Below are 15,127 nucleotides of genomic sequence, written 5' to 3'. Positions count from 1 at the left end.
TCTCCTGAGGGTGAGTTGCTTCTTCACCCGGGTAGACGCGCGAAGTCGGCCGAACCCTATGTCACCTGCGCACGATCTCCATCGCGCCATCGGCATCGCGCAGGCGCACGGGGGCCGCCTGCGGCAACACCCGGATGAAGCTGTCGGGCCGTGCCGGGTTGAAAGTGCCCGTGACACGCAGACTCGCCACCGCGGCATCGCGGATCACGAGGCGGGTGTCGCCGTAGCGCTCCAGCTCCGCCAGCACCTGGTCGAGCTGGGCGTTGTCGAAGCTCAGGCGGTTGTCGCGCCAGGGCGCGATGCCGGCCGTCGAGATGGGGGAAACGGGTGCGAGCACGCCATGGGCATCGCCAACGGTCTGCTGGCCCGCGCTCAGGTCGAGCGCTTTTGCGGACGCCGCTGCCGACGCATCGGCACCCACGCGACGGACCCGCACGCGCCCTTCCTCCACCGCCACGCGCACCCCGTCGTCGCCGGGTAGCCCGGGCGTATGCCGCACCGAGAACCGCGTGCCGACGACCGTGATGCGCAACGGCCCCGCCAGCACGTCGAACGGCCGCGCCGCATCGCCGTGCACGCTGAAGACGGCCTGCCCCGCAACCAGCTTCACCTCGCGACGTTGCCGGTAGTAGGTGACCTGCACGCGCGTTGCCGTGTCGAGCCGCAGGTAGCTGTCGTCGGGCAGGCGCACCTGCAATTGCTGACCGCGCGGCGTGCTGAAGTCTTGCGCGAACACCGGCTGGGCCTGCCAATGGTTCCAGCCCATGACCCCTGCGACGCCAGCCACCGCGGCGACGGCGGCTGCGGAGAAAGCCGGCACCAGAAAGCGGCGGCGCGACGGCCGGGCATCCGCGCGCTCGGCTGCCAGATCGGCCTTCAGGTTGGCGCGAAGGATACGAAGGCCCGCGGCGGGCAAGCGATCGATCGCCGCCCCATCGTCCTGCAGGCGCGCATAGGCGCTCCGGTGGCCGGCATCGGCCTCCAGCCAGGCCTGGAACACCGCCTCATCGCCCGCGCCGAATCCGCCGCCGGTGCGGCGGACGAACCAGTCCAGGGCCTCGTCGTCGAGGCCGGGGTCCGGAAGGACGCGTTGCGGTGAGGTCATGGGGCTTTCATTCCGGTAGACGCACGAGCCGCCTCCAACCCTACGTGCCTTGCCCGGAGCCACCGTGTTTCGTTGTACTTGTTCATTCGTGATCGCGTTTTCTTCTTCTTTGCAGCGGGGCTGCCGCAGTCGAGGCGCCTTCCTCGACCTCTTGCCGGCAGCGCCTGCACGCTGCGACGGCATTCTTGACGTGCTGCTCCACCATCTTCACGCTGACGCCCATGCGGCGCGCCACCTCGGCATGCGCGAGCCCGTCGAACTTGTGCAGGATGAAAGCCTCGCGGCATCGCGGCGGCAGCCGGTCGATGGCGGCCAGGATCGTATTGACCATCTGCTGCGACGCGAGCGCCGCATCGGGCTCGAAGGCCGTCGGGCCGAGCGTGTTGTCCGCCTCGTCGGAGGCCATGTCGTCTTCCGGCTCGGCATAGCGGGCGCGAACCTCGCTGCGCCGGCCCTGGTCGATGACCAGGTTGCGCGCCGTGCGGTACAGCAGCGCACGCGGCTCCCGCACCGGCTCGCCAGCCTGCTGCGCCGCATACACGCGTGCGTAGCTCTCCTGCACCATGTCGGCCGCGGTTGCGCGGTCGGACACCTTGCGGGACAGAAAACTCAGGAGTTCGCGGTAATAACGCTCGAACACGGGGCCGCCACAGCCGGAATGAATGGGTCGAAGTCCTAGGGACGGGCTGGCTTCGACGGAGCGTGGCTGGCCTGATGGGATCAGAACATGGTGAGCGCCGATTATCGGCCACGCGATCACCGGACACGGCGGGAAGTTCCAGCACCCGCCCCGCGGATCGTTTCGAAAACGGAAACGCCGTGTCTGCGAAAGCGCCGTGCCGCTGCGCGCTCGCAGGCCTATCGTGGAACCCATGCGAACAAGCCGTTCGCAGCCACTTCAGGAGAACTTGATATGTCCACAGCGCTTCATTCCGAAAAGAACCTCCTTCAGCAAACCCGGCTGTCGGCCGCCCAGGTCCACGCCATTGCCACGCACCGCCTGCCGGTGACGCTGACCCTCGCGGCGATCATCCTGTCGGTGCTCGGCGTCAGGAACTGAGGCCTTCTTTCTATTTCTTCTTGAGCGCCGCCGGGGGTCTGGCGGCAACGGGCTGTGCGACAGGGGCCTTGACCCAGCCGCGCAGCATCACGCCCAGGCAGATGCCGGCCGCGAAGATCGCCCAGTACACCCAGGTTGGCAGGTTTTCCGCGCCGCTGTGCAGGTTCATGCCGAAGGCCGCACCGATGGCCATCAGCGGAAAGGTCAGCGCGGCGATGGTGTTGAGCTTGTGCTGCGCGCGGCTCATCTCCATGGCCGATCGCGCCTGCGCCTCCGCCGCATCCGCAAGCCGATAGTCGAGCGACATGCGCGTGTCCGCCAACAGGAGCTCGAAGCCGCGCGCGATCTCGACCGCGTGGTCGCGCAGGTCGATCAGCATCGGGTCGTCCTTGACGGCATCGCGTGCGGCCTGCAGGGTGTCCTGCATGTTCCTCGCCGCACGGGAAAGCGGAATCAGCGGGCCCAGGATCTGGAACAGATCCTGGGAGGTCTCTGCCGACTGGTGCCGGATCTCGAACGTACTGAAGGCCGTGCGGTAGCTTTCGAGCAGCTTGGCGAGCGCCCGCTCGCCGGGGTTGTTGCCCTTGTGCAGCCAGGCGCCGTCGGGCTTGCGCAGGAACACGGCGGGCTTGCGCTCCGCGCCGGTTCCGGCGGGCGGCTCGTGCAGGATCACCGTCAGGTGGCCCTCTTCGTGAATGATGCGTTGGGCGCCGTAGGTCGAGCCGCCCAGCCGCTGCTGCATCTGGGGCGGCAGTTCCCAGTCGTAGTCGATTCGTCTTGGCATCAGGCGGCCTGAAGGTCTTTCCACAAGGTGTCGAACTCATCCGCAAAGCGGCGCACGAGCGCCGGGTCGTTGCTGACGATCACGTTTTCCTCGTTGTATTCGCAGGCGCTGCGCGTCCAGTTGTAGCTGCCGTTGATGAGCCGCGCGCCGTCGAAGATCGCGAACTTGTGGTGCATGTGCGCCTCGGTGCGGTCCACCGCCACCGGGATGCCGGCCGCGCGCAATTGGCCGACGTCGCTGCCGCGGTCGAACTCCTTGTCGTTGTCGGTAATGAAGCGCACCGCCACGCCGCGCCGGTGCACGGCCAGGATTTCCGCCGTGATGCGGTCGTCCGACAGCGTGAACACGCACAGGTCGACCGAGCGCCTGGCCGCCTTCAGTTGCTGGTTGATGGCCTGAAGACACGCCGTGCCCGGGCTGAAGAAGGCCTGCGAGCTCACGGTGACGGCATCCGGCGAGCGGCCGATGTCGATCGCGCGGACCACGCCTTCGAGCCACTTGAGCAGCGACAGCTGCTCGGGGTCGGCGGTGCGGGCGCGCACCAGGTCGAAAGCGCGGTTGCGCAGCTGGCGCAGGCCGTCTTCGGGCGGCGAGGCTTCGCGCAGGGTGTGGACCAGCACGCGGCGCTCGTCGTCGCTCAGGCGCGCATCGGCCAGCGTGGCATCCAACTGGGCGAGCAGTTCGGGCAATGCGGACATTCAATGATCCTTGTCGGATTTGGGAGCACGCCTGGGGGCCGGTCGACTTGCCTGCACCTCGGCTGCCAGACGCTCCATGTCCTGCCTGATCGACCGGTCCAGTTCGAGGCGGCGTTCGGTGGCAGTGACCAGCGGCAGGATCAGCTCCCGGTAGGTCACCGCGATCTGCAGCATGGCGTCGGCCAGGCGCTGGCTTTCGCTGGCGCCTTCAGGGGGCGGCGCGGGCTTGAGCGCATCGACCGCGCGCGCCACGTCGAGCATGCTGCTCGCGATGCGCTGGCTGCCGTCGACGTCGGCGCCGCCGAGCTTGCGCTGCCGCACGAACTCGTCGCAGATGACGGTCCAGCGCGCGCTTTCTTCCGGCGTCGGGCTGCCCAGCAGTTGCGCGAGGCGCAGCAGGTTTTCTTCGGCGCCCGTGGTCAGCGTCTGCGCCTCGCCGCGGTAGTGGTCGCGCAAGAGCGCATCGAGCTCGTCGTCGCGCATCAGCGGCGTGATCTTGCCCGCGAGCTTGGTCATGTTGCGGTAGCTGCCCTGCAGCTTGAACGGCGGCGCGGCGCGGTAGGCCTCCTGCTGCGCGGCCGATTCAATGTACGCCAGGTTGACCTTGAGCAGCAGGTCGCGCGCCCTGAACAGGCGCTGCAGCAGCGCCTTGATTTCCTCGAGCTCTACCGCGCTGTAGGCGTGCGAGAGCGCGCTGCTCGGCACGTCGTGGCCCTGCGCCATCTTCACCAGCAGCTGCACGTCCTTGGGGTCGCGCGAGGCCAGCGGCATCAGCGTGGGGTTGGAGGTCAGGCTGTTCTCGATGTACGAGAGCGAAAACGCCGCCTCGCGTCCCGAGAGCACGTCGCCCAGGTTGTAGATGTCGGCCCGGTTGGCCAGCATGTCCGGAATCTTGAACACGTCGCCCGACTCGGTGTAGGGGTTGCCCGCCATCACGATCGCGAAGCGCTTGCCGCGCATGTCGTAGCTGCGCGGCTCGCCGTTCCACACGCCCTCGATGCGGCGCGTGCCGTCGGCCAGCGCAATGAACTTCTGCAGAAACTCGGGGCTGGTGTGCTGGATGTCGTCCAGGTACAGCATCACGTTGCTGCCCATCGCAAGGCCCAGGTTGAGCTTTTCCAGCTCCTGCCGCGCCGCGCTGTTGGGCGCGTTGGCCGGATCGATGGCGGTCACGCCGTGGCCGAGCGCGGGGCAGTTGATGCGCACGAAGATCAGCCCGAGCCGGTCGGCCACGTACTCCATCAGCGTGGTCTTGCCGTAGCCGGGCGGCGAGATCAGCAGCAACAGGCCCATGCGGTCGGTGCGGCTGCCCTCGCCCGCCGAACCGATCTGCTTGGCGAGGTTGTCGCCGATGATGGGCAGGTAGAGCTCGTCGATCAGCTGGTTGCGCACGAAGGTCGAGAGCGGCTTGGCCTGGAACTGGCCGAGCTTGAGCCGCGCCTTCTCGCGCTCCAGCAGCTCGTGGCGCAGGCTGTGCAGCGCCTCGTAGCCCGGCACCGCGTGCATGGTGTGGAACAGGAAGCGGCGCCAGAAGTCGTTGAGGTTCAGCGTCATGCGTCCATCGGCCACACGCGGATGCTCGCCACGCAGGCCTTCGACCGTACGGTCGAGGGCCGCGTTGACGCGGGTGCGCTGCAACGGAATGGCCAGCACGCTGGCTGCGTCGTCGACCCAGTCGAGCATCTGCGGCGCCTGATGAACGGCGTAGGCGCGCACCCAGTCGCGGGAAAGACGCCAGCGCTCCGCCGGCGGTGCGGCATCCAGGTCGTGCTGCCAGGCGTCGCGGCGGCCGCCGCGCTCCAGTTCGCGCAGCAAGGCGGCGGCCAGGTCTTCACCCGCACCCGAGACGGCCCAGGTTTCGCCGCCGTGCTCGCCTGCCAGTTCGCGCACCAGGTAGGCGGCCGCCTGGTCGCACAGCGTGGACACACGGCCGTCGTGCGCATCGCGTTCTTCTTCGTTCGCGTCCGCCGCCAGCGGCAACATGTCGGGCACCACGTCGCGCGAGAAATGATTCAGCGCGCGCGCCGTGTCGGCTTCGAGCTGCTCGAGCGCGTCGCGTCGGCCGAACAGGGTCTGCATCTGCATCGCGGCGCGCGCGCGGCGCAGCAGCGATTCGCGGTGGGCGATCAGGTGGCCGTGCTGCCAGTAGAGCAAGGCCAGCGCGCGTTCGGTCGGCCCCCAGGCGAGCAATCCGGCCTGGTCCTGCATCGCGACGAGCGCGCCCAGCAGGCGCAATGCGTCGTCGTCGTGAATGCCCTTCTGGTAGCCCTCCTGGTACCGCGCCGCGGCGAAGCGGCGAACCATCTCCAGCAACTTCGGATGCAGCGGGTCTTCAGCCAGCAGCGTGAGCACCTCGGTCCAGTTGCGCTCGGCCTTCCCGTCGAGCAAGGCCTCCAGAAGACGGCCGGCCAGGTATTCGGCGCGCGAGAGATCCGGTGTTTCGGACACCAGCGACTGGTTCCAGTAGCGCTGCAGCGGCAGCAGACGGGGTTCGTCCACCGGACTCAGGTAGTCGGTGCCCGTGACCTGGTAGGCCATGCCTTCGTCGCGGGCCACCAGCGTCAGGTCGACCGGCTGGCGGTGCACGGTGAAGGCGTGGCGGCCGAGGCGCAGCGTGTCGCCGCCTTCGCTCACCAGCTCGCGCTTGTCGCGGATCGAACGCAGGGCCTGGTCGCGCGCGGTCTTCAGGCGCGTATCAAGCTCGTCGGCCGGCACCGCCGCGCCCAGCGTGCGCAAATCGGCGATCAGCGTGCGCAGCTTGCCGATCATCGGGTCGGCCGCGAAGTAGCTGTGAACCTGCGTGAGGTCGGCCAGCTGCGCAATGCGGCGCGGAATGCCGTCGAGGATGCGCCCCGCCGCATCGACCACGCTTTGCGCACGGCGCTGGCGAGATTCGACCAGGCTCTGCCTGCGTGCGGACAGCGCTTCGTACACCGTTTCGCGCTTCTCGGCGATGTCGGCCAGAAAGTCTTCCTGCTCGGCGAAGCGGCCTTCGATTTCTTCCAGCTGGGCCAGGAGGCGCGTGAGCGCGTCGTCGCACTTCTCGGGCGTGTCGGCAAACTCCAGCGCGTTTTCGACCGCCTGGCTGAAGAGCTTGAACTGCGCGCCGAACTCCGCGCGCGCCTCGGTCGCGCCCAGCGACTTGCGCCGCATGCGTGCATCGGCGCGCATACGGTTGATGTCGGCGTAGATCAGCGAGATGCGGTCCAGGATCGAGGTTCGGATCACCGCGTCGCCGCCCGGCAGGCTGCCCAGCTGCTCGGTCAGCAGGTCGAGGCCGGCGGCCTGTTCGTCCAGCGTGGTGAGCATCTGCCCGAGCGCGGGCGAAGTGGCCAGGTTGGGCAACTCGAGCGCGAGCTTGTCGAGCGCCTGACGCTGGCCGTTGAAGGCGGTGTCGGCCGCCAGGAACTGCATTGCGCGTTCGCCGATGCGTTGCTGCTCGGCTTCCAGCGCGGCGTCCATCGCGGCGATGCGCGGAAGGTCGGCATAGCGCAGTTCCTTGAGCATCTGCAAGGCGCCGCGCCGCTCGCGCAGGCGGCCCAGCGCCTTCACGAAGTCGTCGGGTGCGCGCCAGATGGTGCTTGCAATGTCGACCATCAACGCGCGTTGCTCGTCTTCGGCCCGAGCCAATGCACGCGCGGTTTCGCGTCGGATGGTGTCGACTTTCTCGAACTCGGCCAGCGTGCTGCGCGCCACATCGGCAATGCTGCGCAGCTCGGCCATGAGACCGGCGGATTCGGGCGCGTCGAGCCAGAAGTAGGCATCGCTCACGCGGGTGCACTGGCGGATCAGATCCTCGTAGGCGGCCTTGGTCGGCGCCTGTTCGCGCACCGCGCGGGCAATGCCCATGAGGTCGCTCACACCGCGCACCAGCTCGGCGTTGCCGATCTTGCCGAAGAAGCCGGTCGCGGGCGGCTGCGCGCTCACATGTTCTTCGCTGGCAAAAGGCGTCTGCCACAGCTGCATCGGGTGCACGCGCGTGGGCTCGCCCTCGCTGTCCTGGGACACCAGGATGCGGCCGTCGGCAAAACGCGCATAGCCGTTGGCGATGATCGGCGTGGCGAGCTTCTTGTCGATCAGGTTGTAGTTGAAGATCGCATAGCGACCCGGCTTCGGATCGTAGAAAACATAGGCCACGTCTTCGCCGTTGGGCGAGCGCAGCATGCGCTTGAAGCGCAGGTTTTCCACCACCTCGCCCGGCAGGTCGAAGCGCTTGCGCTCGCCCGATTGCAGGTAGTAGCCGCCCGGAAAGATGATGCCGTGGTCTTCGGGCAGCTGCACGCAGGAGCCGCCGATGGCGTCGATGCGCTCGACCTGCTGGGTGCGGATGTTGAACACCAGGTAGCGCGTGACCTGCTCGCGGTAGGGCTTCACCCGCAGCAATATCAGCATGCCCAGCTTGGCCCAGGCGATCTCGGCGTCGGTGAGCGACTGGCTCTTGTCCTCCACCGGCTCGCTGTAGATGCCGAGCCCGCTCTCGGTGTTGTTCTCGATCTTGATCGTGAAGTCGCCGCCCAGCGTTTCGACGAACACCGTGTCCAGCACGTTCACATGCGGATGCTTGCCGCCCACATGGTCCTCGCGCGTGGCAACGGTCCACTCGAAGTCGTGGCTCGCGGGCAAGGCGATGTCGCGCTCGCCGCGGTTGTCGATGTAGCTGATGCCGCCGTCGCGCTCGATGGCCCAGCGGAACACGCGCACGTCGTGCAGCTGCTGGCCGATCTGGAACGAGGCCAGGAGCTTGTCTTGCGTGACGCGCAGCTGCAGCATCGTGGCCTGCTTGTAGTAGGCGTAGAGCTCGCGGAAGTCGGAGACGAAGCGCGTGTCTTCCAGGAAGGTCCCGGCCAGCGGCACCGGCTGCAGTTCGTCGTTTTCGGTGGCCGCTTCGCCGGGCGTCGCGAGCCGGTAGAGGCCGAACACGTCGCTCACGGCCGTTTCCTTGCGCAGGCCAATGAAGACGTTGTAGCCGAACAGCAGCAGATCGCCGATGCGCACGATGTCGCGCGACGCGGCGTTGTTCTCGGTGCGCGCGCGGGTGCGCAGTATCAGGGCCTGGTCGGAGCGGCCGAATTCGGCCAGGCGCTGCTCGTTGAGCGCTTGCGTCTTCTTGAGCAGGCCCTCGCCCTGGGTTTCGAGCCGCTTTTTCAGCAGGTCGTAGCTGCCGCTGCCGGACACCAGCGCTTCGGTCGGGTCTGTGGCGGACTGGGTGCCGGACGGCGTTCCCGTTTCGTCGGTGGATTGCATGGATCGGCGCGGTCAGTCCGCGCGCAGCAGTGCGAGCAGTTCGTCGCGGTGAGGCTGGGCGTCGAGCCAGGCGCGGATGCGGTCCAGCTCGTCGATGCAGTCGTTGCCGTAGCGGCGGCGCAGCGCGGCCAGGCGCACTTCGCGCACCTCCTCGGTCTGCAGCCGGCGCTGGTGGCCGTCGGACAGCAATTCATCGAGCCGGCCTGCAAGGCCGCGGCTCACGATGGCGCGCCATTCGCCCGCGTCGAACCAGAGGTTCTGGCAGGCGACGCAGCGGTCGATGCGGAAGTCGGGCCCGGCGCTCACACGCAGGCGTTGCATCAGTCGGTCGCATTCGGGGCAGTGCCGCACGGCGGCGAGGTCGAACACCTCGATGACTTCATCATCGACCTCGTGCGGCACGCGCTTCGGGTCTGCTGCCTTCCAGGCGCGCCAGTCGTCCATGGCCATCACCATGCCGTGGCAATCGGCGCACTGCACGCCCAGCAACGCCTCGGCCAGCGCCACGGGCCGCATCGCCGCATGCGCGGAGCAGCCGCACTTCAGGTTCGGATTCATGCGCGCGCTCCGGTCAATGGCGGAAGGTGGAAATCAGGTTCTGCAATGCAGACTTCTGGCTCTCGGTGCCGTCGGCGGCGATCTTGCTCATGAGGGAAGCCACGCTCAGGTTCTGGATCTCGCCCGACGCGCTGCCCAGCGCGCCCACGATGTCGCGCACGTCCTTCACCACGTCGCGATCGCCCGAGAGCTGGTCCTTGAAGGCGACCTGTACCGCCTGGCTCTTGGAGATGACGCCGTCGATGCCCTTGCCCACCGAGAGCGAGCGCACGAAGCTGTCGAAGTAGTCGCCCGAGCCGCCCACGATGTCGATCTTGGCGTTGGCGAGCGCCGTACCCAGCACGTCGGCCTGCTCCTTGGCGATGGCGGTCTGCGCGTCGATGCCTTTCATGGTCTCGATGTGCGACTTTTCCAGGCGCATGCGGAATTCTTCGTGGTCGCGGGTTTCCGGGCTCATCGACTTCATGGCCTCGAACTTCTCGTGCAGGCCCTTGGCCTCGGCGTTGAAGCGGGCTTCGATGACCTGCGCATCGGCCTGGCCCGACTTCAGGGTGGCTTCTGCATCGGCGGTACGCACGCTCACATCGGCCAGGCCCAGCTTTTCCTTGCCCGAGGCTTCGGCGTCGAACTTGGCGCGCATGCCGGCGGCTTCGGCCTGCGAGCGCGCTTCGATCACCTGCGCATCGGCTTGGCCGGCCTTGAGGATGGCGTCGGCATCGGCCTGCCGCACATGCACGTCGGCCAAGCCCAGCTTCTCCTTGCCCGAGGCTTCGGCCTCGAAGGTGGCCAGGCGCGCCTGCGCGGTGGCGATCTCGACCTTGGCGGCCGCCAGGCCCGGTGCGGCCGAGAGGGCTTCCACGCCCTCGGCTTCGCGCTTCTTCGATTCGGCGTCGCGCTCGGCCACCTTGAGCTTGGCGTCGGCCAGCGTGAGCTCTTCGGCGGCCTTGTGACGGGCGCGCTTTTCTTGCGTTTCGGCCGCCTTCACGTCGATCACCATCTTCTCGTCGGCCTGGCCCTCGGCCATGATCACGACGGATTTCTTGGTGCGCTCGGCCTCGGCCACCACGCGCAGCTCCTTGATGGCTTCTTCCTGCTCGGCCACCGTGCGCTCGACCACGATGCGCTCGCGGATCACATCGGCAATGGCCTTCTTCTGCACTTCGACGGCCTTGTCCTTTTCGATGCGCTGCAGCGTCACTTCCTTCTCGCGGTCGACGATCTCCAGGTCGCGGGCACGCGTGACCTTTTCTTCTTCGATAGCCACCGCGCGCTTGCGGTTGTTCTCGGCCACTTCCTTTTCGCGCTGGACGTTTTCCTGCTGCACCGACACGGTCTGCTCCGAGAGCAGGCGCGCGGTTTCGGACTTGGTGCGCTCTTCGGACTGGATCTTGGAGGTTTCGGCTTCCTCGCGGGCGCGCACGCTGGCAATTTCGCGATGCTGGCGCGAGGTGGCGTCGGCCTGCTGTCGTTCGAGCTCCAGCAGGGCTTCCTGCGTCTCGACGTTCTTCTTCTTGATCTGCATTTCCTCGTTGCGGCGCAGCTCGTTGGTGCGCACATGCTCGAAGGCCGTCAACTCGGTGATCTTCTTGATGCCCTGCGCATCGAGGATGTTGTTGGCGTCCAGTTCCGACAGCGGCGTCTGCTCGAGGTAGTCGATGGCGGCGTCTTCGAGTACGTAGCCCGAGAGGTCGTTGCCGATCTGGCTGATGATCTGGTCGCGGAAGCCGTCGCGCGCCTGGTAGAGGTCGACGAAGTCCATCGACTTGCCCACCGTCTTGAGCGCTTCGGAGAACTTGGCCGAGAACAGCTCCTCGAGCGTCTCGTGGTTCGATGCGCGCGCGCAACCGATGCCCTGCGCCACCTTGAGCACGTCGTCGGCCGTCTTGTTGACGCGCACGAAGAACTTCACCTTGATGTCCGCGCGGATGTTGTCGCGGCAGATGAGGCCTTCGTTGCCGGAGCGGTCGATCTCGATGGTCTTGACCGAGATGTCCATCAGCTCGGCCTTGTGGATGATCGGGTAGACCATGCGACCGGTGAAGGTGACCTCGGGCTCGGCGCGCAGCGTGTTCACGATGAGTGCATGGCCCTGCTCGATCTTTCGATAGAACTTGGCGAACATCGCGAACAGGCCGAGGATGACCACGGCCAGTATGACCACGGCAAAGATGATGGGCTCCATTTTTTCTCCAGATGCTTTAAGAGCGAACGAACGTTGAGGGGGTGCGCGCGGTCAGACGAGGTCTTCGTGCGCCGCGATGAGGTAGCGGCCTGCCACCTCGTCGTATTCGAGGATCAGCGCGTGCGAGCCGCGCTTGAGGGTGTTGGGCGTGGGCGCCCAGACGCGGATGTTCAGGCTGGCGCCGCGGCGCGCCACTTCGGCGCGGCCGTCTTTCTCGTTCACCACGCCGGTGATCACGCGGCAGGTCTGGCCGACCAGCGCGGCATTGCTCACGGCGGTGTGGCTCACGAACAGGCCCCTGAGCGGCCGGATGGCGACCGCGGTGACGGGAATGGCGATGGCCGCGCTGGCCACCAGCAGCACCGTGCCGGCCACCACCTTGAGCAGCATCGTCGGCACCAGCGGCAGCAGCCACTCGCCGCCCAGGCAGGAGACCGTCCAGGACACCAGCACCAGCAGGCTCACGGCCACCGAAAACGGCACGCCGTTCAGCCCGAAGGCCACAACGTAGCTTGCGAGCTGCCCGACGTCGCCGCTGTCGCCGTCGGCATGCGTGTGCAGGTCGATGTCGATGCCGCTGTGCTCGATGTCCACCATGCCCAGCACCGCGAGCACCCAGTAGATCAGCACCACGCCCAGCAGCACGGTGTAGATCGCGGTGGGGTAGCCCACCACCGCATCCATGAAATTGCCCATTGATCCCTCCCGCGTGCGGGTTGTTTTGTTGTTTTACTTGCGGCTCGGCTTCCCTGCGCCGGCCTTCTTCTTCCCACTGGCAAATGCAATCAGGTCGCGCGTGGCCCTCTCCTTGATGGCCAGGCGGTCGTCGGCGGCCAGGCCGTAGCGCTGCGCCAGAAACGCATAGTCTGCCCCACTGAGGGACACCGTCAGGCGCGGGCGCTTGGGCTTGGACGTGGTCGCCAGGCCCAGCACCTGCCGGATCTGGTCGGAGGTGGACACGTGCTGCGCAAAAGCCGCCGCGCGCACCGCCTCCAGCACGGCCTCTTCCACGTCGAACGCCACCTGTACGGCGCGTATCGCCTCGTCCGAGCCTTGCCAGCGAACCGGCTTGACCCGCACGTTCATTCGGAGGCCGGTCCGCTCGGGTTGGCCTGGCGGGCGCGGATGCGCTCCATCACCTTGCCGGTGCGGTCCGCGTCGCTGCCGATGCCCGCGGCGGCCAGCTTTTTCTCAAGCGCCTGGTGGCCCAGTTCGTTCTCGAGCGCCTGGCCGGCGGTCATGCGGTCGGCCAGGTCTTCGTGGCGTGCGCGGATGCGTTCGAGCGACTCACGCGCATTGGCCAGGCGCGAACCGCCGCTGCCGATGTTCTCGGAGATCGACTGCGTGGCGCGGTAGACGCTCTCGGTGGTCTTGGCGATGCCGATTTCGCGCTCGTGCTCGCGGATGCGCGCCTCGGCCGACTTGATCAGGTCCTTGAGCCTGGAGACCTGCAGCGAGTAGGAGGCATGGGCCTTGGCCTGCTCCTCGAGTTCCTGCTCGATGGTGCCGATCTTGGCGGCCACGTCCAGCGCCAGGCCTTCCTGCGTCTTGTTGAGCGCCTCCAGCGCCAGGCCTTCGTAGCGCGCGGCCTCGTTCTTCAGGCGCTCGATCTGGCGGGCCGATTGCATTTCCTTGGCCATCACGCCGGTGAGGTCGCCCTTGGCCTTTTCGATGCTGTGCTTGGCGTCGATGATTTCCTGTTCGTAGATGCGCGTGGCGTTGCTGTCGACCACGCTCTCGCCGATTTCACGCGCGCTGCCGCGCAGCAAGGTGACCAGCTTCTTGATGACTGTCATGGTGATCTCCGCTTAGTTCAGGAATTCGGACAAGGCGTCCAGGGCATCGAGCGCGTTGTCGCTGAGCACGGCCACTTCTCGCGCGACGTCTTCCACGCTCGCATTGCGCCCCAGCGCACCGGTGAGCACGTAGCGGCCGTCCACGCGCCCGAAGGACGACAAGGGCACCGAAGGGTTGAGGTCGAGCAGCGATTCGAGCAGTTCGGTGCGCCGTTCGGGCTTCACTTCTTCTTCGGTCCACAAATAGCAGATGCAGATGATCTGCATGTCCGAACTCGTGATGAAGATGGGCAGCTCGTCGCGCCCTTCGATGCTCACCTGGACCACCGGCGTATTACCCGGAATGGGCTGCAGCTGCACAGGCAGCCCACCCATTGCGGCACCGGCCAGCGCATCGAGCCCCTTGAGTTGATCGAGCAGTGATTGCATACCTCTCCTTGTGGTTGTGTACCGTTGGAAGCGAGCCGCGCTTCGACGGACCCACTGTAGGCGCTCCGACATAACATGTCAAAGAATCTTTTGGCCTATGCCCATGACTTTCGGCACTGGCGCGCGTGGATATGCTGGTCTTCTTTTTGCCTGAGGCGCGTCGATGCCTACCTTGCTTGTCCTCGCAGCATTCGCACTGCTGATCGCCATGGTCTGGCTCGTTCCCCGCGTGGGCGCCCGGATTGCAAGGCGCCGCCTGCCCGCACACCCCAGCACGCCGCCCGCGGGCTTCGTCGACGACGACGCGCCCGCTGAAATAGCACTCGACGAAGCGCCGGCGTTTCCGCTGCGCCCGAACCTGGACGTATCCAACGGCCTTCCCTTGCTCGATTGGCAAGCGCTCGGCGAATGGGCTTCATCGTTGAATGACCCAGGCCTCCAACGGCAAGCCATGGCGCTGGGAAAACGCGCCTGGCTGCTCCATCTGAGGGACGCCCTGGGCCCGCACTTTCACTTGTACGAATCCGAGCGGGCCTGGGTGCTCTCCTCGCTGGAACACGTCGTGGCCGCCGCCACCGCGGCCTATGTAGAGACCGCGCGAAAGCGCATTCAGCGAGTGCTTGCAGGCATCGCGTCGTTCGAAGCCGACGACAGGAGCATCCTGCTGGTCGTGGACGACGAAGACACCTACTACGGCTATGTGTCGGGCTACTACCCCGAGCAGGGCGAGTTTGCATTGAGCGGCGGCATGTTCATCGATGCCGGGTGTCCGCACTTCCTGGCCAAGCGAGCGGACCTTGCAGCCATCGAGCCTGTCATCGCCCACGAGATGACGCACAGCGCCCTGTCCCATCTCGACTTGCCGAGGTGGCTGGACGAAGGGCTGGCGGTCAACACCGAACGCAGGCTCACGGGCCCGGGCGCGGCGCAGCACACGCCGCAGGAATTGCGACGCAAGCACCTGGCGTTCTGGGACGAGGCGACGATCCAGGCGTTCTGGTCGGGCGAGTCGTTCTTCAGGACCGACGACGGCAACCTGCTGTCCTATGAGCTCGCGCGCATCATGGTCGAACAGTTGGCCAAGGACTGGGGCCTCTTCGCGCGCTTCGCCACCGATGCGCGGCACGAGGATGGTGGCGCCGATGCGGCCAATGAGGTTTTCGGGGCCGACCTGGGGGTGCTGGCTTGTGCGTTGCTCGAGCGGGAACCCGATCCCCGCTGGTCACCCGCGCCCGATCGCTGGTTCGATGCGGGCGCGGCAACCGCTTGAC

At 66.9% G+C, this 15,127-nt stretch carries 13 protein-coding genes; 2 read left to right on the top strand and 11 right to left on the bottom strand.

What is annotated here, in order from left to right; translation table 11 throughout:
* Window positions 1-61 precede the first annotated feature (61 nt).
* Complete coding sequence (locus ABIC90_RS02820; protein WP_354352509.1) at window positions 62-1,105, bottom strand: FecR family protein; 1,044 nt, start codon at window positions 1,103-1,105, stop codon at window positions 62-64.
* Between the two features lie 82 nt (window positions 1,106-1,187).
* Window positions 1,188-1,745 carry a sigma-70 family RNA polymerase sigma factor gene (locus tag ABIC90_RS02815; RefSeq protein WP_354352508.1) on the bottom strand — a complete coding sequence of 186 codons (558 nt, stop codon included), beginning with the start codon at window positions 1,743-1,745 and terminating at the stop codon, window positions 1,188-1,190.
* A gap of 273 nt (window positions 1,746-2,018) precedes the next feature.
* Between ABIC90_RS02815 and ABIC90_RS02810 the strand changes: the two genes are divergently transcribed.
* On the top strand, window positions 2,019-2,165 hold the full coding sequence (locus ABIC90_RS02810) for a hypothetical protein (RefSeq protein ID WP_354352507.1): 147 nt from the start codon (window positions 2,019-2,021) through the stop codon (window positions 2,163-2,165).
* 10 nt (window positions 2,166-2,175) lie between these two features.
* Here ABIC90_RS02810 and ABIC90_RS02805 read toward each other — a convergent pair whose 3' ends face one another.
* Genes ABIC90_RS02805 through ABIC90_RS02765 form a run of 9 tightly spaced genes read right to left on the bottom strand, consistent with a single transcriptional unit; the run spans window position 2,176 to window position 13,856 of the window.
* Window positions 2,176-2,949, bottom strand: a complete 774-nt coding sequence (locus tag ABIC90_RS02805; protein ID WP_354352506.1) for a hypothetical protein — start codon at window positions 2,947-2,949, stop codon at window positions 2,176-2,178.
* Window positions 2,949-3,647 (bottom strand): phospholipase D-like domain-containing protein, encoded by a 699-nt coding sequence (locus tag ABIC90_RS02800; RefSeq protein WP_354352505.1) that lies wholly within the window; start codon window positions 3,645-3,647, stop codon window positions 2,949-2,951. The genes ABIC90_RS02805 and ABIC90_RS02800 overlap by 1 nt, the downstream gene beginning before the upstream one ends.
* Window positions 3,648-8,891, bottom strand: a complete 5,244-nt coding sequence (locus ABIC90_RS02795) for a DNA repair ATPase (RefSeq protein WP_354352504.1) — start codon at window positions 8,889-8,891, stop codon at window positions 3,648-3,650.
* 12 nt (window positions 8,892-8,903) lie between these two features.
* Window positions 8,904-9,449 (bottom strand): zf-TFIIB domain-containing protein, encoded by a 546-nt coding sequence (locus tag ABIC90_RS02790; protein WP_354352503.1) that lies wholly within the window; start codon window positions 9,447-9,449, stop codon window positions 8,904-8,906.
* 13 nt (window positions 9,450-9,462) lie between these two features.
* Complete coding sequence (locus ABIC90_RS02785; protein ID WP_354352502.1) at window positions 9,463-11,631, bottom strand: hypothetical protein; 2,169 nt, start codon at window positions 11,629-11,631, stop codon at window positions 9,463-9,465.
* Window positions 11,632-11,682: 51 nt separating this feature from the next.
* Window positions 11,683-12,327 (bottom strand): ubiquinone biosynthesis protein, encoded by a 645-nt coding sequence (locus tag ABIC90_RS02780; protein ID WP_354352501.1) that lies wholly within the window; start codon window positions 12,325-12,327, stop codon window positions 11,683-11,685.
* Window positions 12,328-12,360: 33 nt separating this feature from the next.
* Window positions 12,361-12,717 (bottom strand): hypothetical protein, encoded by a 357-nt coding sequence (locus ABIC90_RS02775; protein WP_354352500.1) that lies wholly within the window; start codon window positions 12,715-12,717, stop codon window positions 12,361-12,363.
* Window positions 12,714-13,427, bottom strand: coding sequence for a PspA/IM30 family protein (locus ABIC90_RS02770; protein ID WP_354352499.1), 714 nt, complete (start codon window positions 13,425-13,427; stop codon window positions 12,714-12,716). Before ABIC90_RS02770 ends, ABIC90_RS02775 begins: the two co-directional genes overlap by 4 nt.
* A 12-nt stretch (window positions 13,428-13,439) precedes the next feature.
* A complete protein-coding gene (locus tag ABIC90_RS02765) occupies window positions 13,440-13,856 on the bottom strand; it encodes a YjfI family protein (RefSeq protein WP_354352498.1) in 417 nt (138 codons plus the stop codon).
* Window positions 13,857-14,019: 163 nt separating this feature from the next.
* Between ABIC90_RS02765 and ABIC90_RS02760 the strand changes: the two genes are divergently transcribed.
* Window positions 14,020-15,126 carry a hypothetical protein gene (locus ABIC90_RS02760; RefSeq protein WP_354352497.1) on the top strand — a complete coding sequence of 369 codons (1,107 nt, stop codon included), beginning with the start codon at window positions 14,020-14,022 and terminating at the stop codon, window positions 15,124-15,126.
* The last annotated feature ends 1 nt before the right edge of the window (window position 15,127 follow it).

This window comes from Variovorax boronicumulans, from assembly GCF_040544675.1.
Lineage (GTDB): Bacteria > Pseudomonadota > Gammaproteobacteria > Burkholderiales > Burkholderiaceae_C > Variovorax > Variovorax boronicumulans_D.
Note: the sequence above shows the minus strand (reverse complement) of the source record. Positions and strands in the feature narration are given on the sequence as shown.

Coding starts and splice junctions, on each gene's coding strand:
- ABIC90_RS02820 (WP_354352509.1), bottom strand. CDS start 1,105: ATGACCTCACCGCAACGCGTCCTTCCGGACCCCGGCCTCGACGACGAG.
- ABIC90_RS02810 (WP_354352507.1), top strand. CDS start 2,019: ATGTCCACAGCGCTTCATTCCGAAAAGAACCTCCTTCAGCAAACCCGG.
- ABIC90_RS02805 (WP_354352506.1), bottom strand. CDS start 2,949: ATGCCAAGACGAATCGACTACGACTGGGAACTGCCGCCCCAGATGCAG.
- ABIC90_RS02800 (WP_354352505.1), bottom strand. CDS start 3,647: ATGTCCGCATTGCCCGAACTGCTCGCCCAGTTGGATGCCACGCTGGCC.
- ABIC90_RS02795 (WP_354352504.1), bottom strand. CDS start 8,891: ATGCAATCCACCGACGAAACGGGAACGCCGTCCGGCACCCAGTCCGCC.
- ABIC90_RS02790 (WP_354352503.1), bottom strand. CDS start 9,449: ATGAATCCGAACCTGAAGTGCGGCTGCTCCGCGCATGCGGCGATGCGG.
- ABIC90_RS02785 (WP_354352502.1), bottom strand. CDS start 11,631: ATGGAGCCCATCATCTTTGCCGTGGTCATACTGGCCGTGGTCATCCTC.
- ABIC90_RS02780 (WP_354352501.1), bottom strand. CDS start 12,327: ATGGGCAATTTCATGGATGCGGTGGTGGGCTACCCCACCGCGATCTAC.
- ABIC90_RS02775 (WP_354352500.1), bottom strand. CDS start 12,717: ATGAACGTGCGGGTCAAGCCGGTTCGCTGGCAAGGCTCGGACGAGGCG.
- ABIC90_RS02770 (WP_354352499.1), bottom strand. CDS start 13,427: ATGACAGTCATCAAGAAGCTGGTCACCTTGCTGCGCGGCAGCGCGCGT.
- ABIC90_RS02765 (WP_354352498.1), bottom strand. CDS start 13,856: ATGCAATCACTGCTCGATCAACTCAAGGGGCTCGATGCGCTGGCCGGT.
- ABIC90_RS02760 (WP_354352497.1), top strand. CDS start 14,020: ATGCCTACCTTGCTTGTCCTCGCAGCATTCGCACTGCTGATCGCCATG.